The 24,345-nt window shown below is 64.6% G+C and carries 20 protein-coding genes and 1 pseudogene; 12 read left to right on the top strand and 9 right to left on the bottom strand.

What is annotated here, in order from left to right:
* The first annotated feature begins 1 nt into the window (after position 1).
* The 6 genes and pseudogenes from J4G43_RS06810 (at position 2) to J4G43_RS06785 (ending at position 7,637) form a co-directional block, all read left to right on the top strand.
* A complete protein-coding gene (locus J4G43_RS06810; protein ID WP_208084329.1) occupies positions 2–1,177 on the top strand; it encodes an ABC transporter substrate-binding protein in 1,176 nt (391 codons plus the stop codon).
* Between the two features lie 10 nt (positions 1,178–1,187).
* A complete protein-coding gene (locus J4G43_RS06805; RefSeq protein WP_208084328.1) occupies positions 1,188–2,714 on the top strand; it encodes an acyl-CoA synthetase in 1,527 nt (508 codons plus the stop codon).
* A 98-nt stretch (positions 2,715–2,812) separates the two neighbouring features.
* Positions 2,813–3,900, top strand: a pseudogene (locus tag J4G43_RS06800) (DUF2855 family protein).
* Between the two features lie 77 nt (positions 3,901–3,977).
* Positions 3,978–5,753 carry a flavin-containing monooxygenase gene (locus J4G43_RS06795; RefSeq protein WP_208084327.1) on the top strand — a complete coding sequence of 592 codons (1,776 nt, stop codon included), beginning with the start codon at positions 3,978–3,980 and terminating at the stop codon, positions 5,751–5,753.
* Positions 5,754–5,882: 129 nt separating this feature from the next.
* Positions 5,883–6,860 (top strand): peptidyl-alpha-hydroxyglycine alpha-amidating lyase family protein, encoded by a 978-nt coding sequence (locus J4G43_RS06790; protein ID WP_208084326.1) that lies wholly within the window; start codon positions 5,883–5,885, stop codon positions 6,858–6,860.
* A gap of 219 nt (positions 6,861–7,079) precedes the next feature.
* Complete coding sequence (locus tag J4G43_RS06785; RefSeq protein ID WP_063985805.1) at positions 7,080–7,637, top strand: HNH endonuclease; 558 nt, start codon at positions 7,080–7,082, stop codon at positions 7,635–7,637.
* A 90-nt stretch (positions 7,638–7,727) separates the two neighbouring features.
* Here the strand turns inward: J4G43_RS06785 and J4G43_RS06780 are convergent, their stop codons facing one another.
* From J4G43_RS06780 to J4G43_RS06770, 3 genes are all read right to left on the bottom strand, one after another.
* Complete coding sequence (locus tag J4G43_RS06780; RefSeq protein WP_225004701.1) at positions 7,728–9,017, bottom strand: NAD(P)/FAD-dependent oxidoreductase; 1,290 nt, start codon at positions 9,015–9,017, stop codon at positions 7,728–7,730.
* A 241-nt stretch (positions 9,018–9,258) separates the two neighbouring features.
* Positions 9,259–10,752, bottom strand: a complete 1,494-nt coding sequence (locus J4G43_RS06775) for a GH1 family beta-glucosidase (RefSeq protein WP_208084324.1) — start codon at positions 10,750–10,752, stop codon at positions 9,259–9,261.
* Positions 10,753–10,754: 2 nt separating this feature from the next.
* Entirely contained in the window at positions 10,755–11,756 is a 1,002-nt protein-coding gene (locus J4G43_RS06770) for a glycoside hydrolase family 16 protein (RefSeq protein WP_208084323.1), read from the bottom strand.
* Positions 11,757–12,078: 322 nt separating this feature from the next.
* Here J4G43_RS06770 and J4G43_RS06765 point away from each other — a divergent pair, with 322 nt between their 5' ends.
* Positions 12,079–13,326, top strand: coding sequence for a glycosyltransferase family 87 protein (locus J4G43_RS06765; RefSeq protein ID WP_208084322.1), 1,248 nt, complete (start codon positions 12,079–12,081; stop codon positions 13,324–13,326).
* A gap of 5 nt (positions 13,327–13,331) precedes the next feature.
* On the opposite strand, the gene J4G43_RS06760 is transcribed toward J4G43_RS06765, so the two are convergent.
* Positions 13,332–14,099 carry a DMT family transporter gene (locus J4G43_RS06760; RefSeq protein ID WP_225005672.1) on the bottom strand — a complete coding sequence of 256 codons (768 nt, stop codon included), beginning with the start codon at positions 14,097–14,099 and terminating at the stop codon, positions 13,332–13,334.
* On the opposite strand from J4G43_RS06760, the gene J4G43_RS06755 reads away from it, so the two are divergent.
* From J4G43_RS06755 to J4G43_RS06735, 5 genes are all read left to right on the top strand, one after another.
* Positions 14,059–14,226: a hypothetical protein gene (locus J4G43_RS06755; RefSeq protein WP_225004699.1), complete on the top strand. Its 168-nt coding sequence runs from the start codon at positions 14,059–14,061 to the stop codon at positions 14,224–14,226. The genes J4G43_RS06760 and J4G43_RS06755 overlap by 41 nt on opposite strands.
* 133 nt (positions 14,227–14,359) lie before the next feature.
* Positions 14,360–14,581: a dodecin gene (locus J4G43_RS06750; RefSeq protein ID WP_063985811.1), complete on the top strand. Its 222-nt coding sequence runs from the start codon at positions 14,360–14,362 to the stop codon at positions 14,579–14,581.
* Between the two features lie 179 nt (positions 14,582–14,760).
* Entirely contained in the window at positions 14,761–16,665 is a 1,905-nt protein-coding gene (locus J4G43_RS06745; protein ID WP_208084321.1) for a sensor domain-containing diguanylate cyclase, read from the top strand.
* A gap of 229 nt (positions 16,666–16,894) precedes the next feature.
* A complete protein-coding gene (locus J4G43_RS06740; protein ID WP_208084320.1) occupies positions 16,895–17,920 on the top strand; it encodes a helix-turn-helix domain-containing protein in 1,026 nt (341 codons plus the stop codon).
* A gap of 129 nt (positions 17,921–18,049) precedes the next feature.
* On the top strand, positions 18,050–18,673 hold the full coding sequence (locus J4G43_RS06735; RefSeq protein ID WP_225004697.1) for an HAD family hydrolase: 624 nt from the start codon (positions 18,050–18,052) through the stop codon (positions 18,671–18,673).
* A 24-nt stretch (positions 18,674–18,697) separates the two neighbouring features.
* Here the strand turns inward: J4G43_RS06735 and J4G43_RS06730 are convergent, their stop codons facing one another.
* Genes J4G43_RS06730 through J4G43_RS06710 form a run of 5 tightly spaced genes read right to left on the bottom strand, consistent with a single transcriptional unit; the run spans position 18,698 to position 24,320 of the window.
* Positions 18,698–19,666: an ABC transporter ATP-binding protein gene (locus J4G43_RS06730; RefSeq protein WP_208084318.1), complete on the bottom strand. Its 969-nt coding sequence runs from the start codon at positions 19,664–19,666 to the stop codon at positions 18,698–18,700.
* Positions 19,663–20,658 carry an ABC transporter ATP-binding protein gene (locus J4G43_RS06725; protein ID WP_014491616.1) on the bottom strand — a complete coding sequence of 332 codons (996 nt, stop codon included), beginning with the start codon at positions 20,656–20,658 and terminating at the stop codon, positions 19,663–19,665. Before J4G43_RS06725 ends, J4G43_RS06730 begins: the two co-directional genes overlap by 4 nt.
* Positions 20,658–21,575 (bottom strand): ABC transporter permease, encoded by a 918-nt coding sequence (locus tag J4G43_RS06720; protein ID WP_208084317.1) that lies wholly within the window; start codon positions 21,573–21,575, stop codon positions 20,658–20,660. Before J4G43_RS06720 ends, J4G43_RS06725 begins: the two co-directional genes overlap by 1 nt.
* Positions 21,541–22,500, bottom strand: coding sequence for an ABC transporter permease (locus J4G43_RS06715; protein WP_063985816.1), 960 nt, complete (start codon positions 22,498–22,500; stop codon positions 21,541–21,543). Before J4G43_RS06715 ends, J4G43_RS06720 begins: the two co-directional genes overlap by 35 nt.
* 29 nt (positions 22,501–22,529) lie before the next feature.
* A complete protein-coding gene (locus J4G43_RS06710) occupies positions 22,530–24,320 on the bottom strand; it encodes a peptide ABC transporter substrate-binding protein (RefSeq protein WP_071909319.1) in 1,791 nt (596 codons plus the stop codon).
* Between the last annotated feature and the right edge of the window lie 25 nt (positions 24,321–24,345).

The raw sequence follows: 24,345 nt of genomic DNA, 5'->3' as shown, positions 1-24,345 counted from the left end.
CATGAAGCTGACAGCCGCACTGACAGGCCTGTCGTTGCTGACGCTTGCCGCCGGCAGTGCCGGTGCGGACGAGATCCGGATCGGGCAGACCCTGCCCTATAGCGGTCCGGCATCCGGCTTCGGCGCGATCGGACGGACGCAGGAGGCGTTCTTCGAGAAGGTCAACGCGGAGGGCGGCATCAACGGCCGCAAGGTCAAGTTCATCACGCTGGACGACGCCTATTCGCCGCCGAAGACGGTCGAGCAGACGAGAAAGCTGGTGGAGCAGGACGAGGTGCTGATGATGTTCGGCTCGCTCGGCACCGCCACCAACAGCGCCGTGCAGCGTTACCTCAACGCCAAGAAGGTACCGCAGCTGTTCGTGCTCTCGGGCGCCACCAAATGGGCCGATCCGCAGAAGAATCCCTGGACGATGCCGGGCATGGCGGCCTACGAATCCGAGGGCGTCGTCTATGCCAAGTATATCCTGCAGGCCAAGCCCGACGCGAAGATCGCGATCCTGTCCCAGAACGACGATTTCGGCCGCGACTATGTCGCGGGTTTCAAGCGCGCGCTCGGCGCCAAAGCGGCCGGCATGATCATCGCGGAGGCGAGCTACGAGACCAGCGCGCCGACGATCAGCTCGCAGCTCTCGACGCTGAAAGCGTCAGGCGCCAACGTGCTGTTTGGCGTCGTGCTCGGCAAGTTCACCTCGCAGATGGTCAAGGGCGTAGCCGAGATCGGCTGGAAGCCGGAGCTGTTGTTCGTGCCGACCTCGGCCTCCTCGATCTCGTTCCTGGAGCCGGCGGGGCTGGACAATGCGGTCGGACTGATCTCGTCGAGCAACCAGAAGGACACGATGGACCCGCAATGGGCCGACGATCCCGGCGTGAAGTCCTATTTCGCGTTCATGAAGCAATACATGCCGACCGCGGATCTCTCGAACTCCAACTACGCCGCGGGCTATCACTATGCCACGCTGCTGATGACGGTGCTGAACGCCTGCAAGGACGATGTCAGCCGCGACAACATCTTGAAGCAGGCCGCGTCGCTGAAAGAGGTGAAGCTGCCGCTGCTGTTGCCCGGAATGAGCGTGTCGACTGCTCCGGACGACTATCTGCCGTTTCAGCAGCTTCAGCTCCGCCGCTTCAACGGCAAGAGCTGGGTGCCGTTCGGCGGCATTCTCGATGACCGGTAGAGGACATCCCATGATCATCAGCGGCGAGCGCAGGATCGATTATGCAGAACTCCATGCGCGGATCAGGCGGGCCGCAGGAGGGATCAGCGCGCTCGGCGGGCGCGAGGGCACGCCGGTTGCCATGATGCTGCGCAATGACTTCGCCCTGTTCGAGGTGGTCGCGGCTTCCGCCGCGCTCGGCCGACCGGTGGTGCCGATCAACTGGCACCTGAAGGCCGCCGAAGTCCGCTATATCCTGGCCGACAGCGGCGCCGACATCCTGATCTGCCATGCCGACCTGCTGCCGCAGATTCGCGACGGCCTGCCGGAGGGCCTGGCGCTGATGGTCGTGCCGACGCCGCCGGAGATCGCCGGCGCGTTCGACATCCCCGCCGCGCTCACAAAGGTGCCGGACGGATTGACCGATTGGGACAAATGGCGGGACAGCCAGGCGGAGTTCACCCAGCCGCCACGCCGCGGCGCGCCGATGTTCTACACGTCGGGCACGACGGGTATGCCGAAGGGCGTGCGGCGCATGCCGATGCGCCCCGATCAGGTCGCGGCCTCCGAGCGCGTCGGGGCGATCGCCTACGGCGTGAAGCCGAACGAGGATCAGGTCGTGCTGATGAACGGCCCGATGTACCATTCCGCTCCGCACTCCTACGGCATGCTGGCCTATCGCAGCGGCTGCACCATCGTGCTCGAGCCACGCTTCGATCCCGAAGACCTGCTGCAACTGATCGAGCGCCATCGCGTCACGCACATGCACATGGTTCCGACGATGTTCGTGCGCCTGCTGCGGCTCCCCGACGACATGAAGCGACGTTACGACTTGTCGTCGCTGCGCTTTGTCGTCCATGGCGCGGCGCCCTGCCCGCCCGACGTGAAGAAGGCGATGATCGATTGGTGGGGTGGCGTCATCAACGAATATTTCGGCTCGACCGAGACCGGAATTCCGGTGTGGCACTCCGCGGCGGAGGCGCTGAAGAAGCCCGGCACCGTCGGCCGCGCCATCGAGGGCGGTGTCGTCAAGATCTTCCGCGCCGACGGCAGCCCGTGCGACGTCAACGAACCCGGTGAAATCTACATGCGGCAGGCCTCGGTGCCGGATTTCGACTATCACGGCAAGGCCGAGGCGCGCGCCGAGGCCGGCCGCGACGGGCTCGTCAGCGTCGGCGACGTCGGCTATCTCGACGCGGACGGCTATCTGTTCCTGTGCGACCGCAAGCGCGACATGGTGATCTCCGGCGGCGTCAACATCTACCCCGCCGAGATCGAGAACGCGCTGATCGGAATGCCCGGTGTGCGCGACTGCGCCGTGTTCGGCATTCCCGACGCCGAATTTGGCGAGCGGCTCTGCGCCTATGTCGAGCCGGAGCCGGGCGCAGCGCTCTCGTCAGCCGCGGTCCAGTCGTTCCTGCGCGAGCGGCTTGCCAATTTCAAGGTGCCGAAGGACGTCGAATTCCGCGACGCGCTGCCGCGCGAGGCGACGGGAAAGATCTTCAAGCGCAAGCTGCGGGAGCCCTATTGGGCGGGCCACGCGCGCGCCGGCGCGTAACGAACGGCTGCGAACGGCGTTTTAAACTATGTTGCTGTTGCAAAAGGATCATGGGTGAACGATGAAATGCCGGCGCGGACAAAGCCGGGATCAAAGCCATGACATCGATCGACTTCGTCGTTGCGAAAAATAACCTCGACCAGTGCAAGGTGGTCGCGACCGAGCTTCCCGGCGCGGATGCGCTGCCGACTGACGCTCTGCTCGTCAAGGTCGACCGCTTCGCCTTCACCGCCAACAACATCACCTACGCGGTGATGGGCGACGAGTTGAAATACTGGCAGCTCTTTCCCGCGCCGAACGGTTTTGGCAACATTCCGGTATGGGGCTTTGGCGAGGTGATCGCCTCCAGCCATCCGAACGTTGGCGTGGGCGAGCGCCTGTTCGGCTATTTCCCGATGGCGACGCATCTCGTCATCGAGGCGACCGACGTGAGCAAGCGCGGCCTTCGCGACGGTGCCGCACACCGGCAGGGCGTGGCGCCGGTCTACAACGCCTATGCACGCGTCAGCGGCGATCCCGCTTACGCCGGTCGGAACGGCGATTACCAGGCACTGCTGCGGCCGCTGTTCATGCTGACGTTCCTGGTCGACGACTTTCTCTGGCCGAGAACGACGATTTCGGCGCACGCACCGTGCTGCTCTCGAGCGCCTCGAGCAAGACCGCGTTCGGCCTCGCCCATCTTCTGCACACGCGCGGTCGCAAGGTGATCGGGCTGACGTCCGCCGGCAATGTCGACTTTGTCTCGTCGCTCGGTTGCTATGACGAGGTCGTCACCTATGACCGCATTGCGTCGCTGCCATCGAATGCGCCGGTCGCCTTCGTTGACATGGCCGGCAACAGTGCGCTGCGCGCCGGATTGCATCGGCACTTCGGCGACTGGATGAAATGCTCCGTACGCGTCGGATTGACGCATCGCGCCACCGAGCCCGACGAAGGCGAGCTGCCCGGCGCAAAGCCGCGCTGGTTCTTCGCGCCCGACCAGATCCGCAAGCGCGCCAAGGAATGGGGCCCGGGCGGTATCGAGCAGCGCTTGGGCGCGGCATGGTCCGGCTTTGCGCCGCTGCTGGAGAGAAGCCTGACCGTGGTCGAGAGCCGCGGACCCGACGCGGTTCGGCAGGTGTTTCTCGATACGCTGAAAGGGCGTATTCCGCCGGAGCAGGGCCACATGCTCTCTCTGCTCGGGTAAACCGCTTTCGAGGCCCGTCGAACCGGTATAGCGTCAACCTCAGAGGAAACGCCGCGAAGACGGCCACGAGGTCGCGCATGCTGGACAAGACGAAGGATATTTCCGTCTCGGCGCAAGCCTGGCTCGATGAGTTCGAGCGCTCGCTCGGCAAGCCCGATCCGGCCGCACTCGACCATCTCTTCCTCGCCAACAGTTTTTGGCGCGATGTGCTGGCGCTGAGCTGGAACCTGCAAACGATCGCGGGCCACGACCGGATTACCCAAGCGCTGAGGGCGCTCGCGCCACCGGCGGCGCCGGCCAGCTTCACGATCGCGCCCAACCGCGCGGCGCCGCGCTGGGTCACGCGCGCCGGCACCAGCAATATCGAGGTCATCTTCAATTTCGAGACCGTGATCGGTCGCGGCAGCGGCATCGTCCGGCTCGTGCCCGATACCGCCGATGGCGACCGGCTGAAGGCGTGGACACTGCTCACCGCGCTCGATGAACTCAAAGGCTTCGAGGAGCAGCTCGGCACGTCGCGACCGCGGGGGCAGGCCTATTCACGCGATTTCCGCGGGCCGAACTGGCTCGATTTGCGTAACGCAGCCCGCGACTACGCCGATCGCAATCCTGCCGTGCTGGTGGTCGGAGGCGGCCAGGCCGGCCTTGCGATTGCAGCACGGCTGAAGCAATTGAAGATCGACACACTGATCGTCGATCGCGAGACGCGGATCGGCGACAATTGGCGCAAGCGCTATCACGCGCTGACTCTGCATAACCAGGTGCAGGTCAATCATTTGCCCTACATGCCGTTCCCGCCGAACTGGCCGACCTACATCCCGAAGGACAAGCTCGCCAACTGGTTCGAAGCCTATGTCGACGCGATGGAGCTGGATTTCTGGACCGGCGCCGAGTTCGAGGGCGGCAGCTATGACGACGCGAAGGGCTGCTGGACCGTTACGCTGCGGCGCGCCGACGGCAGCAAGCGCACCATGCAGCCGCGCCATGTGGTGATGGCGACCGGCGTCAGCGGCATCGCCAACGTGCCTGATATTCCGACCCTCGCCAATTTCAAAGGCACGCTGCTGCATTCCAGCCGCTACGAGGACGGCGAGAACTGGACCGGCAAGCGCGCCATCGTGATCGGCACCGGCAACAGCGGCCACGACATCGCGCAGGATCTCTGCTCCAGCGGCGCCGAGGTGACACTGGTGCAGCGCTCGCCGACGCTGGTCACCAATATCGAGCCGTCGGCCCAGCTCGCCTATGCGACCTACAACGAAGGCACCCTCGAGGACAACGACCTGATCGCGACCTCGATGCCGACGCCGCTCGCGAAGAAAACCCATGTGATGCTGACCGAGCAGTCGAAGGAGCTCGACAGGGAACTGCTCGACGGCCTGCGCAACGTCGGATTCAAGCTCGACTTCGGCGAAGCCGGCACCGGCTGGCAATTCAAATACCTCACCCGCGGCGGTGGCTATTATTTCAATGTCGGCTGCTCCAACCTGATCGTCGAGGGCGCGATCGGGCTCAGGCAGTTCGCGGACATCGAGAGCTTCACGGCCAACGGCGCACGGATGAAGGATGGCGCGACCATTCCGGCCCACCTCATCGTGCTCTCCACCGGCTACAAGCCGCAGGAATATCTGGTGCGAAAACTGTTCGGCGACGGCGTCGCCGACCGCGTCGGCCCGGTCTGGGGCTTTGGCGACGGCCTGGAGCTGCGCAACATGTACGCGCGGACGAAGCAGCCCGGCCTGTGGTTCATCGCCGGCAGCCTCGCGCAGTGCCGGATCAACTCGAAATATCTCGCGCTCCAGATCAAGGCGATCGAGGAAGGGATCTTGGGGCGTGAGGCGGCCGCCGCTTAAGCCTCGTCATTGCGAGCGCAGCGAAGCAATCTAGGATCTTTCCGCGAAGACAGTCTGGATTGCTTCGCTGCGCTCGCAATGACAGTGTAGAGACGATCGCGCCGCTGAAACGAAGAAGAGGAAAAACAAATGCCTGCCATTCTCGGCACCGGCGAGCACCGCTACCGCGTCGTCGACAATTTTGCGAAGCTGCCCGACGGCTGGACGCTGACCGACGTCGCCTCGGTCGCCGTCGACAGCAAGGACCGCGTCTACGTCTTCAACCGCGGGGCCCATCCGATGGTGGTGCTGGATCGCGAGGGCAATTTCCTCCGGAGCTGGGGTGAAGGCCTGTTCTCGCGCGCGCACGGCCTGCACATCGATGCCGACGACCATCTCTATTGCACCGATGACGGCGACCACACCGTGCGCAAATGCACCACCGACGGCAAGGTGCTGCTGACGATCGGCATCCCCGAAAAGCCGTCGCCGTTCATGAGCGGCGAGCCGTTCCATCGCTGCACCCACACCGCGCTGTCGCCGAAGGGCGAGATCTACGTCTCCGACGGCTATGGCAATGCGCGCGTGCACAAGTTCACGCCGGACGGCAAGCTGCTCAGGAGCTGGGGCGAGCCCGGCACCGACCCCGGCCAGTTCAACATCGTGCACAACATCGCCGCCGACGCCGACGGTTTTGTCTATGTCGCCGACCGCGAGAACCATCGCGTGCAGGTGTTCGATGGCGAGGGCAAGTACGAGACGCAGTGGAACAACCTGCACCGGCCCTGCGCGCTGTGCTGTTGCGGCGGAGCGAAGAACCCGACCTTCGTGATCGGCGAGCTCGGCCCGGGCCTCGCCGTGAACCGCAAGGTGCCCAATCTCGGCCCGCGGCTGTCGATCGTGGACGCGCAAGGCAAACGCATTGCGCGGCTCGGCGGCGAGGAAGGACCGGGTGTCGCCAGCGGAAAATTCCTGGCTCCGCACGGCATCGCGCTGGATTCGAAGGGCGACATCTATGTCGGCGAGGTCGGCGTCACCGACTGGAAGACGAGTTTTCCGGACGCGGAGATGCCGGCCGTGGTGCGCGCCACGCGGTGCTTGCAGAAGCTGGAGCGGGTGCGGGAATAGCTGGGCGGGCGAGGCCGCGACGCGCTGTCGGGTCGACCCTGCCTCCCCCGGCGTCGTTCGCGCCCCCAAATCACGGCGGTTTTGAGCGCTTTGCCACCCCGCCGCCGCATTGCTTGCATCTGAATAAGTCGCTCAACGGGCTTCACAATCCCGTCACGCTGCATGTAGTATGTCAGTACATGCTGCTTCGCAGCGTACATTGGAGGCCGGGAGCGTTACTTGAACGCACATGTCTCGCAAGGCAGTTGGCCGGTGTTGGTGCTGAATGCGGACTTCCGGCCGCTGAGTTACTACCCGCTGTCTCTCTGGTCGTGGCAGGACGCGATCAAGGCGGTGTTCCTCGACCGCGTCAACATCGTCGCGCATTACGATCAGGCGGTTCACAGTCCCACGCTGCAAATGCAGCTGCCTAGTGTCGTCTCGCTCAAATCCTTCGTCAAGCCGACCACGCATCCCGCGTTCACCCGGTTCAACGTCTTCCTGCGCGATCGTTTTGCCTGCCAATATTGCGGCTCGCCCGAAGACCTCACCTTCGACCACATCGTCCCGCGCAGCAAAGGCGGCCAGACCACTTGGGAGAACGTGGTCGCGGCATGCTCGCCCTGTAATCTGCGCAAGGGCAATCTCACGCCGGCGCAGGCAAAGATGTTTCCGCGCCAGAGCGCGTTCGCGCCGACCGTGCACCAGCTCCACCGCAACGGCCGCCTGTTCCCGCCGAATTATCTGCACGATAGCTGGCTGGACTATCTCTACTGGGATACGGAGCTGGATCCGTAGGGCGACGCTGTTCGCGCTCGGCCGTTCGTGCGACCTGCTGAAATCGAAAGATCGAGGACCCGTCGGGTCCTCGGTTCGTTTCATCGAACGTCACGCATTCTGCGCCAGCGAATGAGCCTCGATTCGTTGGCGGATATCGGGCGAATTGATCAGGTCGAACGGCTCGACGAGTTGCACGACATCCGAGAACGCGCGCTGAACTACCGGATCGGCCACGACGGCCCGGAATAGAGCCGCCTCGAACTGCCGGCTTTCCTCGTACCGCTCCGGGCGCTGGCCCCGTGTGGTTGGATAGGCGAAATCAGCGTTCACGCCCATGTTCCAGGGTGCCTGAAGCAGCGCGCCCACTTCGGACATGAACCCAGCCTGGAGGGCCTCGATCGGGTCCGCCTCCCCGGCGACGCGATCCAGGATCTCGCGCAGCAACTTTGCCTCTCGCGCGGCGACCGTCATGCCCTGCCCGTAGACCGGATTGAACCGGCACAGCGAGTCCGCCACGGGGAGAATCCCGCGCGGCAGCCGCTTGAGCCGTTCAAAATGCCGCCAGCGGCTCGCGTCAAACACGAAATGCCGGAGGCCTCCGGGTGGCAAGAGCTTGTAGACTGCGTTGTAAATCGTCGGCGTCTTCAATTGGCGCGCAGCCGCAAGATAGTCCTCCCACGTGCCGGGGCGATTCGTCGCGCCGTGATGGGAGATCGATGTAAACCAGCGCCCGCCTTCGAGAGGAATGATCAAGCCGGCTGTCGCCGACGTGGCGGGATCGGGCAACGTGACCAGATTGAGCCAGTCGAACGAGGTGCGCCCCGGACGGAGAACCGCGGTGGTGTAGCTGATGTCGACGCCCACGACGGTCTCCTGCGGCCGCTCCCAGCCAAGCACATCGAGCAGGCCGAGCGTCGGCGCGCCGCGGCCGGATGCGTCCACCACGAGATCCGCCTCGATCGCCGCACCAACGCCTGCGTCGTTCTCGAACTTCACCATCGGCCGGGTTGCAGCCGGCACAATCTCCATCACGCGGCTCTGCGATTGCACTTTGACATTGGCGATCGCAGTCACCTTTCGGCGCAGCGTATGCTCGATCAGCGGCCGCGAGCCACATAGCAGCGACGTCCCGCAGTCGCGCCTTGGCAGCGCGCCAACATCTGGCCGCTCGTACTGGACGTCCTTGAAGACATTCACGGGAACTGCACCGGCGGCGGCAAGATCCTGCGCGAAACCCGGGAAAAGGGAGTCGAGGGCCTGCAGTCCACCGGCCAGAAGAAGATGCGGATGCCGATCCTGGGGAACGCCGGCGCGGGACATGATCGAAGCCGGCAGGACATCGCGTTCGAGAATGACGACTTCCTGGAAGGCGGAAGAAAGCGCACCGGCGGCAGACAATCCTCCAATCCCCGCTCCGATGACAACCGCGCGTTGCCCAAAATGACGGCTCATACTTATTCCTTTGGTTCGATTCACCACCTTTCTGTGCGTGGACCGCACTACGGGAATGTTTCCAATCGCGGGATCTTTGTTTCGATTGCAACGGAGCGGCCGCGATGCGCGCTTCAAGGAGAAACGAACGGCGCCGTGGCGCGGGTCTATTGTGGGCCAGGAGAGTAGCGGGGGCTAGGCGTCCAGCTCACACCCCGATCGCATTCCGTATCACCACGTCGCGATAGAACGCCGCGCTCAGCTTCGGCACGCGCGCTTGGGTCTCGAAGTCGACCCGGTAGAGGCCGAACCGCTTGCCGTAGCCATAGATCCACTCGAAATTGTCCATCAGGCTCCAGAGGAAATAGCCGCGAATCGGCACGCCCTCGGCGATCGCACGCTGCATTTGGGTCAGGTAATTGCGCAGGAACATGATGCGGTCGAGATCGTAGACCTGGCCGTCGGCGGAAATCTTGTCCTCGGACGAGGTGCCGTTCTCGCTGATATAGATGGTCTCGATGTTCCAGATTGTTGCGGCGAGACGCGGGGCCCAGTAGATCACCTCAGGGCCGACCCGCAGCCATTCCGAGTTCATGTGCGGGAACGAGGTTGGGAACGGCAGCACGCGGAAGCCCGACGCGCGATCGGAGGCCGCGACGTAGTATTGCGGCGCGTAGATGTTAAGCCCGACGAAATCGTTCGGCGTGCCGATGATCTTCAACTCGTCAGGGGTGAATTTCGGCGCATCCGCCCCGGCATAGGCGAGGAAGCCGTCGGTGTACTTGCCCTCCAGCACCACGCCGAGAAAGCCGGCGTTGAGCTCCCGCGTTGCTATCTCGGCGGCGCGGATATTTTCCGGCGTCGCGATCGCGGGCACGCAGGCCGCGATGTTTTCGGCCGCACCGACGCGGGTGCCGGCGCTCCCGGATGCGCGGATCGCCTGCACGGCAAGCCCATGCGCCAGCGCGACGTGATGGCGCGCCTGGTTGAGCTGCGCCGCCGGCAGCTTGAGGCCGGGCGCATCGATGCCCCAGCCATAACCGAAATTCACGAAGCGCCCGACCTCGTTGACGGTGAAGATGGTTTTGACGCGATCGGTCAGGCGCGCGGCGACGTAGGCAGCGTAATCTGCAAAGGCCTTCGAGGCGTCGCTCGACTGCCAGCCGCCGACGCGGTCCTGGAGCGCCTGCGGCAGGTCCCAGTGATAGAGCGTGGCGTAGGGCTCGATGCCGTTCGCGAGCAGCTCGTCGACGAGCCGGTTGTAGAAATCGAGCCCCTTCGGATTGGGCTGGCCCGATCCATCCGGAAACACCCGCGGCCACGCGATCGAGAAGCGGTAGGCCTTGATGCCGAGCGCCCTGATCAGCGCGACGTCGTCCTTGTAGCGGTGATAGTGTTCGTTGGCGCGGTCGCCGGTCGAGCCGTCCTCGATCTTGCCGGGCGTGTGGCTGAAAATGTCCCAGATCGATTTGCCGCGGCCGTCCTCATCGACGGCGCCTTCGATCTGGTAGGACGAGGTCGCTGTGCCCCACAAAAAGTCCTTGGGAAAGGGCGCGTGGCGATCGGCCGATGCGGGCGTCTCATTATCTGCGGCCTTGTTATCCGCAGCCTTGTTATCCGCAGCCTTGGCACCCGCCGCTGCACCAAGCGCGGCGAGCCCCGCGAGCTTCGCAAGATCGCGCCGCGAGACATCAGCTGACATCGCTATCTCCGAGCTTGCTCCATATCGATCTGATAGGCGGAAATTCGGTCGATCTCGAATGCGACCGTGGGCGGCGATTCCGCATCGACCGGACCGACGCCGAGAAAGAATTTCGATCCGATCGCGAGATTGACGATCATGTACATGGGATCGTCGAAACCGATCGGCACCTTGATGTCGGAGACCGGCTTGCGGTCGATGAAATAGACCAGGCGATCCTCCTCCCACAGCACACCGTAATTGTGGAATACGCTGGAGGCGTCGCCGACCGCATAGTCGAAGCCGCAGGACTGGATCTTCTGGGTCGACGGAATCCGCCAATGCGTCGTCATCACGAGATCGCCGGGCCGTTCGCCCCGGCCTTCCAGCACGTCGACCTCCGGCGGCCAGCCGCCGTCGTCCGCCAGCATCCAGAACGCCGGCCACACGGCGTGACCGACCGGCACCTTGGCGCGGATTTCGAAATAGCCGTGCTTCTGCGCGAACGTGCCCTGCGTGGTCAGGATCCCCGAGATGTACTTGTTGTTGAACAGAACGGACTTCAGTTCCGGCGGCGTGCGGCTCGCGACGATCGAGAGCACGCCGTCCTTCACCTTGAACGGATCTAACCCAAGCGGCGTCCCCGCACGCCCCGAATAGCGCGGATCGACATAGATCTGCTGCTCGCCATTGGCGCTGGTCTTGCGCTTGAAGTCGGAGTCGTCACCGCCCCAATAGCGCGCTTCCGGCCACGCTGCACCGCCGGCGTAATGCGGCACCCAGCGACCGGTCGCAAGCGGATGCTCGTCAAAGTCATCGTTGAAAGTCCGGCGCAGCGGCAGGAACGCGAGCAAGGCGGGATGGACCGTCTCAAGCTTGCGGCACTCGATCATGGAGGGATCGGTGGTCACTTGCAGCGTCATCGTGCCGGGCGCAGCATCGAGATCGTCCTGCGCGACGCCCGGCGCGGGCACGGCAGACAGGCCGATCGCAACCAGAGCGCCCTTCGTCCAACTGTCGATCATCACCGCACATCGAACTTGGCAGGATGTACGGAGGTTAGCTCCGCCTGTCTTCGAGCGGGCAAGCACGGCCCTCTGTGCGGGCGGGCGATTTCGAAAAGGTCATTTCGACATCACATTCGGGTCGGCCGGAAATCGCGTCATCCCGGGCGCAAGATCGGCGGTTAACCGGGCCAGTTCCGCGCGCTCCAGCTCCGCCGGAGAGGCGCGGGCGCCAAATCCTTCCGCATTCGTTACCGTCCCTTAAGCCTCCGATGGCAGTTTGGCCGTGATCCGCGGCCCTGCCCGTCCAACCGCCGATCCATCAGGTCCAAGGTCGTCGCTCATGTTTGCCGAGACGCTGGAAGCGGTTCAGTCCTCGCCGTCGAAGCGGACTGCCTATGTCCGCTTCGTGCTGGCGGCCGTGGCGTCGATCGCCGTCTTCAAGGCCTTCTGGTTCGCACGCTTCGGCGGCTGGACGGATCGCGAGCTCGCCGACTTCGATGCCTTCCACATCGTCGCGCAGCACGTCTGGCGCGGCGATCTCGGCCAAGTCTATCATTTCGACGCCCTGCTGAAGATGCAGATGGAGGCCGCCGGCGGCGCCACCGGCTTCATGCCCTGGACCTATCCGCCGCAATACGACCTCCTGCTCGCGCCGTTCGCATTCCTGCCGGTCGGCGTCGGCTATCTCCTCTTCACCGCCGCGACGCTTGCACTCTATCTCGTGACGCTCCGGGCGATCGCCGGCCGCAATTTCGCGCAGGTGCTGGTGATCCTGTTTCCGGCGATGGCGATCACCATCGGCTGCGGGCAGAACGGCTTTCTGACGGGGGCGCTGATCGGACTGGTCTGCCTCAACGTGGAGCGTCGTCAGCTGTTGGCCGGCCTCGCGCTCGGCGCCATGGTGATCAAGCCGCACCTGGCGATTGCCGCCGGCGTCTATCTGCTGGTGACGCGGCGCTGGATTGCGCTCGGAACGGCCGCGGCCGTCGTGTTGGCGAGCTCACTGCTCTGCACGCTCCTCTTCGGGTGGCAGATCTGGTTCGCGTGGCTCGGAGCGATCAGGGAATCGGCGGGCTATCTCGAGCAGGGCTTCTATCCACTCTTCCGCATGATCTCGACCTATGCGGCGCTGTACAAGGCCGGCCTTCCCGCAAGCGCCGCCTTCTGGGGACAGACGGCCGTTGCCGGGCTGGCCTTGTTCGCCGTCCTTCTCGGTGCGGCGCGGGGCGCTTCACCGGCCTTCACGCTCGGTGCCGCCGTGATGGTATCCGTGATGATCAGCCCCTATGCGTATGACTACGATCTGCCGATGGTCGGGATCGGCCTGGCCCTGATGCTGCCCGATCTCGCCAGGATGGCGAGCCCGCGCGAGCGGAGCGTCATATACGGGCTGATCCTGTTCGCCGGAGCCTATGGGCTGTTGCAGTCGGGGCGGCTCGCGGTGCAATTCGGGCAGAAGGCCGATCCCGACCAACATTTCGCGCCCGCCCTGGGCGGCTTCGCCCTGATGGCGCTCCTGATCCTGCTGCTGCGGCTGCTGTGGCGCGGGACGCAGCCTGCGCCCATCCTGTCGCAGGCCGCGGAATAAAGCCTCTAGGCCCGCTGCAACGCCAGCGTCACGCCGCCGAGCGTGAGCGCCATCGCCGTCCATTCGCGCAGGCCTAGCGGCTCGCCCAGGATGATCGCGGCGGAGACGACGCCGATCACGGGGACGATCAGCATGCCGGTCGAGGCGGAGGTCGGCGGCAGGCGGCGCAACGTCTCGAACCAGGTGACGTAACAGACGCCCATCGGCACCAGCGTCATATAGACGAAGCAGCCGAGTCCCAGCGGGGTGATCGCGGTGATGTCGGGATGCTCGAACAGGATGCCGAGGATCAGCATCGTGGCGCAGCCGAGCCCAACCTGCCAGGCGACGACCACGAGCGGCGGCATCGGCAGCGGTTTCCGGTTGAGGACATTGCCGAGCGCGAACAGGATGGCGCAGAGCAGTGCGAGCGCGATGCCGAGCAGCTTGTCGGCGCCGAACGCAAAGCCATGGCCGCCGAGGAGCAGCGCGACGCCGGCGACGCCGAGGACGAGACCCAAAATATCCCGCATGGTCGGCCGCGTACCCAGCACCGGCCAGGCGAACAGCATGGCCCAGATCGGCATCGTATAGGCGAGCAGAGCCCCCTCGCTCACGGTCACATATTTCATCGCGACCGTGCCGAGCCCCATCCAGGCAAGGACGTTGGTGAGGGTCGCAAACAACAGCCGCGGAATCGCCTCGCGCGGAACGGCGAAGGATTCCTTCCGGCTCAGTGCCAGCGCGCCGAGAATGAGCGAGGCGCAGACGCCGGCCAGCCCGCGCGCGAACAGCGGCGGTCATTGCTGGAGCAGCAGCTTCATCAATGGCCAGTTCAGCGCCCAGCCGAACGCGGTCACGCCGAGGCAGAGAGAGCCGATCGTCCTGTCGCGCCGCGCCGAATCCATGGACAGCGCTTAGCAGGCGGGTGCGGCGCACTCCACCTCGGCTGGCGCATGCGGGCCATGGCGGACGATGGAACCGGGAACGCCGGTACCCGTTCAAATGAGAGCGGGTGGCGGTGGTGCCGCAGCGCAAACGAGGGAGACGTACCATGCCCACAGCCGAGACGGATCACGTCTACAAGATCCTGGAGCTGGTCGGATCATCCGAAACCTCCATCGAGGATGCGATCAAGAATGCGATCAGCCGCGCCGCCAAGACCGTTCGCGAAATGAAATGGTTCGAGGTGGTGCAGACACGCGGTCACATCGAGAATGGTGCCGTCCGCCACTACCAGGTGACGCTGCGCGTCGGCTTCACGCTGATGGACTGACGCGGCAGACGCCGCGCGAAACATCATGCCGCGGCGGCGTGGTTAACATCCGACGATGAGAGTCGATCAAAATATCGACGATCTCCTCCGGCTGACTACGGACGCGCAAAATCATCGCGGAAGTTGCAACAGGCCGTTAAGACCAAAGTGAGAGCTTTGCTCCGATTTGGAGCAAGCCGATGGTCACGGACCGCGAACTCGGCAAGACGCGTCTTCCGCTCTGGGCGGGCGGATTCGTCGTGCTGATCTGCGTAGCGATCCTCGGCTTGAGTGTCTGGCGCGAATGGGAAACGCACAACGCCGATCTCAGGAATGCCGAGATCGACGTCGCCAACCTCGCGCATTCCCTGGTCCAGCACGCGGACGACACGTTCGAGCTTGCCGATACGATCCTGGTCGGACTGGTCCATCGCCTCGAACTCGACGGGACCGGCCCGGACACGATCGCGAAGCTCCAGACTTACCTGCCGACCCGCAAATCATCGGACCGCATCCGCGGCATCTTCGTCTATGACGAGACCGGCCGATGGCTTGCTACGACCGAGCATCTCGACTTCTCCAAGCTCAACAACAGCGATCGCGAATATTTCCGGCAGCACCGTGATTCCCCGGCGAAGGACACGCTGATCGGGCGGCCCATCAAGAGCCGCGCCGGCGGCCAGTGGATCATCACCGCGTCACGCCGGATCAACCACCCCGACGGCAGCTTTGCCGGCGTCGCGCTGCTCACGATCGACGTCGCCTATTTCGCGAAATTCTACGAGCGCTTCGACGTCGGGTCGAACGGCTCGGCATCGCTGCTCAACGACGCCGGTATCATGCTGGCGCGCAGCCACGACGAGAGCGGCGCCTTCATCGGGCGCGACCTCTCCAATGCGCCGCTGTTCAGGGAATGGAAAAGCCGTCCGGCGGCTGCGGTCTACTATTTCAAGTCGCCGCTCGATGGCGTGCAGCGGCTGAGCTACTACCAGCGCAGCAGCCGCTATCCGCTGATGGTGCTGGCGAGCAAGTCGCAGGACGACGTGCTGGCGCCCTGGCGGCGCGCGGCAGCCGTACGCACGGTCTTCGTGCTCGGCCTCGTCGCGCTGATCGCGGTGATCGGCTTCTACCTGGTCCGCCAGCTCTGGCAGCGGCAGCGAATGGCGCAGGCCCTGGTCGCGAATGAAGCCCATTTCCGCCTGCTCGCCGAGCAATCCAGCGACATGGTATCCCGGATCGGGCTGGATAACCGGCTGCTCTACGTCTCTCCCTCGTGCGCGCGCATCACCGGCTGGTCTCCCGAGGAACTGCTCGGCACGTCGGCGGTGGCCGGTATCCACGCGGACGACATGGAGCGGGTCGAGCAGGCCATCGCAGCGCTGAAGAACGGCGAGGCCGAGGAAGCGCGGTTCGTCTATCGACAGCGCCATCGCGACAAGGGCGATATCTGGGCCGAGGCGGCCTTGCACGTGACCCGTGCCTCCGACAGCGGCGAAGTCGACGGTGTCGTCGCGGTCGTGCGCGACATGACCGAGCAGAAGGACTTGCAGGACAAACTGGCATCGCTCGCGACCACCGATGGCCTGACCGGCCTTGCCAACCGCCGCGCGTTCGACGAACGCCTCGCGGAAGAATGGGCGCGCGCCCGGCGCGACGGCACGCAGATCTCGCTCCTGTTGATCGACGTCGATCAGTTCAAGAAATTCAACGATCATTACGGACATCAGGCGGGCGACGGATGCCTGCGCGCACTCGGCCGGATCCTGTCCGCTCAGGCCAGGCGCCCGGCTGACCTCGCGGCGCGCTACGGCGGCGAGGAATTCGCCGTTCTGTTGCCGAACACGGGCCCGGATGGTTGCGCCGAAGTCGGCGAAGGGATTCGCGAGGCACTGCACGACCTCGCCATGCTGCATGCGCAAAATCCGCCCTCCCGGCTGGTTACGGCAAGCATCGGCGCTGCGACAAGCCTTCCATCTCAGACCGCGCTGGACTGCAACACGCTGGTCGCCGGCGCCGACCGCGCGCTCTACGCCGCCAAGGACAGCGGCCGCGACCGTATTGTGATGTCGGGACAGGTCGTGCCCTGGCCCGCGAAGAGCGCGTGACGAATCCTGCCAGACGTAGCGAACGCCGCCCTTTCCTGCGTAGCAGGCAAGCGCGGCTAACGCGGTGTGCACATGCGGCGCATCGGCGCGCGCCAAATCCCGCCCACCATCGCTTGCGCACTGATTTCTGAATGGCTACATCCCGAGGCGATGTTGGGGGGCCGCCGGACTTCTTCGATCGGGTCCATGCGGTACGGCCTCATCGTGGGGCAATGCAGACGAGACGGCCGTGAACGAGACCATGCCGGCGGACATCCCGGGGCGCGGGGTGGACGCGCTGAGACAGTTGCGCGCCATGACGGCCGACATCTGCGATGTCGTTCCGCTCACCACGGAGGACGACTTCCATGTCACCACCGTGACGATGATGACCCGCAATGCGTTGCTGGTCGATACGCGCGCGACCGATCAGGAATACGACCGGACGCCTGCACACGTCGCCCGCGGTGCGATGGATCACTTTCAGATCACCTTGTGTGTCGAAGGCGAGATGCGGTTCAGCTCCGGCCGGCGCGAGGTGACGATGGGGCCCGGCGCCATCTGCCTGATCGACATGGCGCAGCCGAACCGGACGGTGTTGCGCGGCGGCGGCAGTCGCACCCGCCTGATGGCGATCATCCTGCAACGCGCCATGCTGGCACCACGGCTTGCTCATCCGGATTCGGCGACGGCAACCTTGCTGCCGTCAAACCATCCTCATACGCGCCTGCTTGCCAGCCATTACGCGGCGCTTACGCTGCCACCCGAGCCCGAGGCGGGCAGCGCCGAGGCCACGATCGAAGCGATCGCCGACATCGTTGCCGCGGCCGCCGGCGGGACCGCCGACATTGCGGCCGGAGTCGAACGCGCCGAGCGGCATCTTTATCTTGCGATGATCAAGCGCCGCATCGCGGACAATCTCGAGACCGACGCGCTCACCGCAGACGAGTTGTGCCGCCACTTCCAGATTTCGCGCGCGACCCTCTATCGGCTGTTCGAGGCGGATGGCGGGCTCTCGCACTATGTGAGGGAGCAGCGCCTCAATCTCGCTTTCCGCCAGCTGATATCGCCGTCCGCGGAGGACACGCGGCTGATCGACCTCGCCGTCGGCATGCGCTTCAGCAGCGATTCCACCTTCATTCGCGCATTCCGCCGCAAGTTCGGCTTGACGCCGGGCGAACTGAGGGAGCTGGCCGACAATTGGCTCCGCGAGACCGGTGCGGTCCCGACCATCGACACGGTGCTGCATCAACTGGCCCGCCGCCGCACCTCGTAGCCATGAAGCTGCTACGCTCGACACCAGTATCGCAACGTTCGGCCTTTGCGCCCGGATTTGTCGCCGGTGTTCCAGTGGGATATGACTTTGAGCACGGCCGGATGTTTCGGTCCGGCCGGGAGCGTTCCCGTGCCTGACGAGATCAAGCTTGTCCTCTTTGACATGGACAATGTCCTCTGCGAATACGACAGAGGAAGGCGCGTCGCGTTTCTGGCGGAGCTTGCGGGGACCACCAGTGAGTTCGTCTACAAGGCGATCTGGGAGAGCGGATTCGAGCTTCTCGGCGACTCCGGCACGCTCGATGCCGCCGACTATTTGCGGGGATTTGGCGAGCGCATCGGCTATCCCCTGTCGCTCGATGAGTGGGTGGAGGCACGCCGCCGTTCGATGAAGGCCGATCGCGCGATGCTGGAGATTGCGCGCCGCCTGCATGAGACCATCGATGTTGCCGTCCTGACCAACAATACCACGCTGGTCGCCGACCATATCGACACGCTGCTGCCGGAATTGCGTACGCTGTTCGGCTCCCGCATCTACACCTCGGCCCGGTTCAAGGCGGCCAAGCCGGACCCGCGCTGCTATCGCCTCTGCCTGTCGGAGCTGCAGGCGACGCCGCAGACCGTTCTGTTCGTCGACGACCTCGCGGCAAATGTCACCGGCGCGCGAGAAGCGGGCCTCTTCGCGCATCATCACACGTCGGTGGAGGCTTTCCGGCAGGCCCTTTCGGCGCACGGCCTGCTCAGGGACGGATGAACGGGCGCACCGCCTCGCGCGACGTCAGGCGAGGTGGCACGCCACGAAGTGCCCGCCCGCCCCTTCCTTCAACTCGGGTGCGCTTTCCGCGCAGCGCGGCTGGGCGATCGGGCAGCGGGTGTGGAAGTGGCAGCCGGATGGCGGCTTCATGGGGCTCGGCACGTCGCCCTTGAGGCGAATGCGATCACGCTTGAGCTTGGGATCGGGCACCGGCACCGCCGACAACAGCGCCCTGGTGTAGGGATGCTGCGGATTGCGGTAGAGATCGCTCGCTTTCGCCAGCTCGACGATCCGGCCGAGATACATCACGGCGACGCGGTCGGAGATGTGCTCGACCACCGACAGGTCGTGCGCGACGAACAGATAGGTGAGGTTCAGCTCCGCCTGGAGATCCTCCAGCAGATTGATCACCTGCGCCTGGATCGACACGTCGAGCGCGGACACCGGCTCGTCGCAGACGATCAGCTTCGGCTCGACCGCGAGCGCCCGCGCGATCACGATGCGCTGGCGTTGGCCGCCCGAGAATTCGTGCGGGTAGCGGCGCATGTGCTCGGCCTTGAGGCCGACCTTCACGAGCAGGCTGGCGACCCGCTCCTCGCGCTCCTTGGCCGACGACCCGAGCTTATGGATGATCAGGGCCTCACCAAGGATGGCGCCGACCGTCATGCGCGGATTGAGCGAGGCGAACGGATCCTGGAACACCAGCTGCATGTTCCGCCGCATCGCGCGCAAATCATTGCCGCTGAGCTGGCGCACGTCCTGGCCGTCGAACACGACCTCGCCGTCGGTCGGCTCGATCAGGCGCAGTACGCAGCGGCCGGTGGTGGATTTGCCGCAGCCGGATTCGCCGACGAGGCCGAGCGTCTCGCCTCGGTTGACCGAGAACGAGACCCCGTCGACCGCATAGACGCTGCCGACCTGGCGCGACAACAGGCCGCCGTGCACGGGGAAATATTTCTTCAGGCCGCTGACGCGGAGCAAGGGCTCGGTCATGCCGTGCCTCCCAACTGCGTATCTCCCAAATGACAGGCCATGCGGTGGCCGGGCGCGATCTCGCGCAGCAGCGGCTCCTTCTCGGTGCAGACGTTCATGGCAAACTTGCAGCGCGGGGCGAAGCGGCAACCGACCGGCGGATTGATCAGGATCGGCACCGAGCCGCCGATCGCTTCGAGCCTTGTCTTGTGCTCGCTGTCGAGATCGATGCGCGGGATCGAGCGGATCAGCCCCTGGGTGTAGGGGTGGCCGGGATTGCCGAAGAGGTCGTCGACGAGCGCTTCCTCCACCACCTTGCCGGCATACATCACGACGACGCGCTGCGCGGTCTCGGCGACGACGCCCATGGCGTGGGTGATCAGCATCACCGCCATGCCGAAGCGCTCCTTCATGTCCTGCAGGAGGTCGAGGATCTGCGCCTGGATGGTGACGTCGAGCGCGGTGGTGGGCTCGTCGGCGATAATCAGCTTCGGCCTGCAGGCAAGCGCCATCGCGATCATCACGCGCTGGCGCATGCCGCCTGAGAACTGGTGCGGATAGTTGTGCACGCGGCCTTCGGCGTTGGGGATCTGCACCAGCTTCAGCATCTCGATGGTGCGCTCGAGCGCCTGCTTCTTCGTCACCGCTTCATGGCGGCGCAGGCTCTCGGCGATCTGCTCGCCGATGGTGAGCACCGGATTGAGCGAGGTCATCGGCTCCTGGAAGATGAAGCCGATCTCCTTGGCCCTGATCTCGTCGAGCTGACGGCTCGTCAGCGGCACGAGATCGCGGCCCTCGAAGATGATCTGGCCCGCCGCGATACGGCCCGGCGGCATGGCGATCAGCTTCAGGATCGACATCGCGGTCACGGTCTTGCCGCAGCCGGATTCGCCGACGACACAGAGCGTCTCGCCCTTGTTGATGGAGATGTCGACACCGTCGACGGCCTGCAGGATGCCGTCGTCGGTCGAGAAGTGGGTTTTCAGCCCTTTGATTTCCAGCAGCGGCGCCATCAGATCACCCGTCGCGCATCGAGCGCGTCACGCAGGCCGTCGCCGATGAAGTTGATGGCGACCACCGCGATGAAGATCGCGCCGCCCGGGAACAGCGCCCAGTGCGGGCCGATGTCGAGGAAATCCTTGGCGTCGTACAAGAGCCGGCCCCAGGTTGGCGTATCCGGCGGAAAGCCGAGGCCGAGGAAGGACAGCGTCGATTCCGCGATGATGGCGGCAGCCACGTCGATGGTGCCGGCGATGATCACGGGACCGAGCGCATTGGGCAGGATGTGCCGCACCACCTGGCGCACCGGACTTGCGCCGAGCGCACGGGCGGCCTCGACGAACTCCTTCTCGCGGATCGACAGGAACTGCGCGCGCACCAGCCGCGCGACCGGCATCCAGCGCAAGCCGCCGATCACGAGCACGATCAGGATGAAGATGCCGCCTTCGGGACCAAACATCTGCTTCAGCCCGTCGCGGAAGAGATAGATCAGCAGCAGCAGCAGCGGCAGTTGCGGCAGGGACAGGAAGAGATCGGTGAGCCACATCAGGCCGTGGCCGAGCGCGCCGCGCGACGTGCCGGCGAGCGCGCCGATCAGGACACCGATGAAGACCGAGACCAGCATCGCGGCAAGGCCGACCGCGAGCGAGATGCGCCCGCCATAGATCATGCGCGCCAGGATGTCCTGCCCGAGATCGTCGGTGCCGAACGGATGGGCCAGCGACGGCCCCTGCATGCCCGCCACGATATCGATGTCGTCGATCTTGACCCGCCAGACGAAGGGGCCGGCCACCACCGCCAGGATCAGAATGAGGAGCAGAAACGCACTGACCACGGCGAGCTTGTGGCGGCTGTAGCGCCGCCACATCTCGCGCCAGGGCGAGTAGACGCGCCGCTCAGCGGAGGGAGATGCGAGGGTCAAGCCAGCCATAAAGGACGTCCGCGATGAGATTGAACAGCACGACGAGGCACGCGAAGACAAAGGTAACGGCCATCACCACCGGCGTGTCGTTGGAAAGGATGGAGGAGATCAGCAGCGAGCCGATGCCGGGGATGCGGAAGATCTGCTCGGTGACGATGGCGCCGCCGAACACGGCCGGCATCTGCAACGCAATCAGGGTGACGACCGGGATCATGGCGTTGCGCATGACGTGCTTGACGATGACCGTGGCCTGCCCAAGCCCCTTGGCGCGCGCCGTGGTGACATAGTCGAGCCGGATCACGTCGAGCATCGCCGAGCGAACGAAACGCGTCATCGACGCCGCCTGAAACAGACCGAGCACCGCCACCGGCATGATCGCCTGCCGGATCATCTCCAGCACCCAATGGATGCCGGTGCCCTTGATGTCGGTCGTATAGACGAAAGGCAGCCAGTCCAGCGTGACCGAGAAGATCAGGATGAACAGGATGCCGGTGAAGAAGGTCGGCAGCGAGAAACCGACGAAGGCGAGCGTGTTGGCGATCTGGTCGAACAGCGAATAGGGCTTTGTCGCCGCATAGACACCGACGGGGATCGCAATCAACAGCGCCAGGATCTGCGCCGAGCCGATCACGTAGAGCGTCGCCGGCAGACGCTGGAGGATCAGCGTGTCGACATTCATCCGGCTGACGAAGGAGAACCCCCAGTCACCGTGCAGCATGGCGTTGAGCCAGTGCAGGTAACGGAGGTGGATCGGATCGTCGAGGCCGAACTTGGCCCGAAGTGCGGCCTGCACCTCGGGCGGGACGTTCGGGTTCGTCGCCAGTTCCGAGAACGGATCGCCTGGCGCAAGCGCCAGCACGACAAACAGCACAACCGAGATTCCGAGAAGACTCGGAATCGCGATCAGGAGGCGACGCAGGACGTACTGACTCATAGGGAAAGACCCCGTCTAGAGCTGGGGGATCATTCCTCGCGGTACCAATCGTGCAGATTGTCGGTTTCGTTGGCCCAGCCGCTGATGATCGGGCGCAGATTGTTGGCTGCCGCTTCCACCTTTAGGCGATGCTGCGCCGGGATGAACACGGTGTCCTGGAACATGAGGTCGTTGGCCTTGATATAGTGCGCCGCGCGCTTGACCGGATCCATTTCGCCTTCGGCTGCTTCGATCGCTGCGTCATAGTCCTTGTTGACCCAGCGCGGGAAGTTCGTGCCCTGCCACTTGTTCTCCTTCGTGGCGACGTTGGTCGACAGATAGCGGCGCATATGCTGAGACGGATCCGGCTGGCTCAGCGGGATCTGGAACATCTGGAGATCGGCGTAGAAATGCGCGTAGGTGTCGGGGTTGGCGACATCGGAGGAGAAGAACACGGACGCCACCACCGACTTCAGCTCGACGTCGATGCCGGCCTTCTGACAGGCCTGCTTGACGATCGCCTGGGTCTTCTGACGCGGTCCGTTGATCGAGGTCTGGTACAGAAGCTTCAGCTTCTTGCCGTCCTTCTCGCGGATGCCATCCGCGCCGGGCTTCCAGCCGGCGTCGTCGAGCAGCTTCGAGGCCTTCTCGATGCTGAATTCCCAGGTCGTGTTCTTGGAGACGAACTTCTCGGGACCGTTGAGGAAGTTGGCGGTGGTGCGGCCGGCGCGGCCGTAGATCGCCTTCTTGATGGACTCGCGGTCGACCAGCATCGACAGCGCCTTGCGTACCGCCGGATCGGAGAACAGCGGATGCTTGGTCTTCATCGAGGAGCGCTCGCCATCGACCTCGGTGTTCGGATCGGTGAAGTTGAGCGCGATGAATTCAGTGTCGCCGCCCACGGCATAAACGGTCTTGCCCTTGCCGCCCTTTTCGAGGCGCAGCAGCACGTCGTCCTCGACCTGGATGTTCCATCCGAAATCATATTCGCCGGTCTGGATCACCGCGCGCGCCGCAGAGACGGCGTCGCCGCCGCCCTTCATCTCGACCGTGTCGAAATAAGGCCGGTTCGGCATGTGGTAATCGGGATTGAGCTGGCCGCGGACGAGATCGCCCGGCTTGAACTCGACGAACTTGTAAGGGCCAGTGCCGACCGGCGAGAGGTTGGTGGGGGCTTCCCGCGATTTGGACCCCTTGTAGTCGGCGAACAAATGTTTGGGGATGATGGTGTTGGGAGCCCCGACAAAGGCGTCGGCCCAGAACGGCGTCGGCTTGTTAAAGAGGATGCGAACCGTGAGGTCATCCACCTTCTCGACCGTGATGTCGCGGAGCGTCGCGATGGTCAGGGCGGAGGTCGCCGGATCCCTGGCATATTCCCAGTTGAACACGACGTCATCGGCGGTGAACGGCTTGCCGTCATGCCATTTGACGCCTGGTTTGAGCTTCCAGGTCACCGACTTGCCGTCGGCGGCGAGGCCGCCGTTCTGGATCGAGGGAATTTCGGCCGCCAGAACCAGCTTCATGTTGCCGTCGGGATCCCAACAAGCGAGGGGCTCGTAGAACAGGCGCGCGCCGTCCTGGTCCTTGGTGCCGGTGGCGAAATGCGGATTGAGCAGGGTCGGCCCCTGCCACCACAGCAGCTTCAGCGCACCGCCGCCGCCGCGCTTGGTCGGCTTGTAGGTCTGGGCACCTTCCGCCATGGCGACGCCGCCGAGCGCGAGGATCTGGTTGGCGAGGGGTGCGGTGAGGCCGACCGCGGCCATACGCATGATGAAGGCACGGCGGTCCATCCGGCCGTCCTTCACGTCACCGATCATCGAACGCAGTTCTTTATCCAGCATGGTTGTCCCCCGTCTGGTTACCGTA

Origin of the sequence: Bradyrhizobium barranii subsp. barranii (genome assembly GCF_017565645.3) — a bacterium.
Taxonomy (GTDB): Bacteria; Pseudomonadota; Alphaproteobacteria; order Rhizobiales; family Xanthobacteraceae; genus Bradyrhizobium; species Bradyrhizobium barranii.
Note: the sequence above shows the minus strand (reverse complement) of the source record. Positions and strands in the feature narration are given on the sequence as shown.